Below are 2,005 nucleotides of genomic sequence, written 5' to 3'. Positions count from 1 at the left end.
AGCAAGACGGATTTACCTACCTTGCGTCCTACACCCTTACCCCGGGACAACCACCGCCCGGGATGGACTACCTTCCTGCGTCACCCCATCACTCACCTACTACCAGCTCGGGTCACCGGCTCCACCAAACCAGCACCCCCCGAAGGGAGAAACCGGCGGCTTCACGGGCTTAGCATCACTGGATTCAGCGTTGGCGCTCCATAGCGGGTACCGGAATATCAACCGGTTATCCATCGACTACGCCTGTCGGCCTCGCCTTAGGACCCGACTTACCCTGGGCAGATCAGCTTGACCCAGGAACCCTTAGTCAATCGGCGCGCACGTTTCTCACGTACGTATCGCTACTCATGCCTGCATTCTCACTCGCATACCATCCACAACTCGCTTACACGGCTGCTTCACCCGGCACACGACGCTCCCCTACCCACCCCAGCAACCGTTAGGTCTTCTACTGGAGTGACACGACTTCGGCGGTGTACTTGAGCCCCGCTACATTGTCGGCGCGGAATCACTTGACCAGTGAGCTATTACGCACTCTTTCAAGGATGGCTGCTTCTAAGCCAACCTCCTGGTTGTCTCTGCGACTCCACATCCTTTCCCACTTAGCACACGCTTAGGGGCCTTAGTCGATGCTCTGGGCTGTTTCCCTCTCGACCATGGAGCTTATCCCCCACAGTCTCACTGCCGCGCTCTCACTTACCGGCATTCGGAGTTTGGCTAAGGTCAGTAACCCGGTAGGGCCCATCGCCTATCCAGTGCTCTACCTCCGGCAAGAAACACACGACGCTGCACCTAAATGCATTTCGGGGAGAACCAGCTATCACGGAGTTTGATTGGCCTTTCACCCCTAACCACAGGTCATCCCCCAGGTTTTCAACCCTGGTGGGTTCGGGCCTCCACGAAGTCTTACCTCCGCTTCACCCTGCCCATGGCTAGATCACTCCGCTTCGGGTCTTGAACACGCTACTCAACGCCCTCTTCGGACTCGCTTTCGCTACGGCTCCCCCACACGGGTTAACCTCGCAACATGCCGCAAACTCGCAGGCTCATTCTTCAAAAGGCACGCAGTCACGACGCAGCAAGCAAGCTCACTGCGCGACGCTCCCACGGCTTGTAGGCACACGGTTTCAGGTACTCTTTCACTCCGCTCCCGCGGTACTTTTCACCATTCCCTCACGGTACTATCCGCTATCGGTCACCAGGGAATATTTAGGCTTAACGGGTGGTCCCGCCAGATTCACACAGGATTTCTCGGGCCCCATGCTACTTGGGTGGTCCTCAAACGAGCCGCCAGAATTTCAGCTACGGGGGTCTTACCCTCTACGCCGGGCCTTTCGCATGCCCTTCGCCTATTCCAACGGTTTCTCACTCGCCGACTGTCCGGCAGAACAGCCAAGAGAACTCCCACGACCCCGCATGCGCAACCCCTGCCGGGTATCACACACATACGGTTTAGCCTCATCCAGTTTCGCTCGCCACTACTCCCGGAATCACGGTTGTTTTCTCTTCCTACGGGTACTGAGATGTTTCACTTCCCCGCGTTCCCTCCACACACCCTATACATTCAGGTGCGGGTGACAGCCCATGACGACTGCCGGGTTTCCCCATTCGGACACCCCCGGATCACAGCTCGGTTGACAGCTCCCCGGGGCCTATCGCGGCCTCCCACGTCCTTCATCGGTTCCTGGTGCCAAGGCATCCACCGTGCGCCCTTAAAAACTTGGCCACAGATGCTCGCGTCCACTGTGCAGTTCTCAAACAACAACCAGCCACCCATCACCCCGAAAAACCCGGGAACACTGGGACCGGCACCGAAAGCACAACCACACGGCCGCACCCTCAGACACCCAACAACGCGCCCGACACAACCCCGAACCCCACCAGCTTTCCACACCCCCAACGAGGCAGTACTCACCGGACCGAAGCCCGAAACCATGCCGAATAGTCAACGTTCCACCCATGAGCAACCACCGCCGGACACGCGCCGGCGCAATGGCTCTGGACC

The 2,005-nt window shown here is 58.6% G+C and carries 1 rRNA gene; it reads right to left on the bottom strand.

Annotated features, from left to right (window positions below):
• A 23S ribosomal RNA gene (locus tag ACL06G_RS21405) occupies positions 1-1,726 on the bottom strand; the annotation flags it as partial.
• Between the last annotated feature and the right edge of the window lie 279 nt (positions 1,727-2,005).

It is taken from the genome of Streptomyces callyspongiae, assembly GCF_047200695.1.
GTDB lineage: Bacteria > Actinomycetota > Actinomycetes > Streptomycetales > Streptomycetaceae > Streptomyces.
Note: the sequence above shows the minus strand (reverse complement) of the source record. Positions and strands in the feature narration are given on the sequence as shown.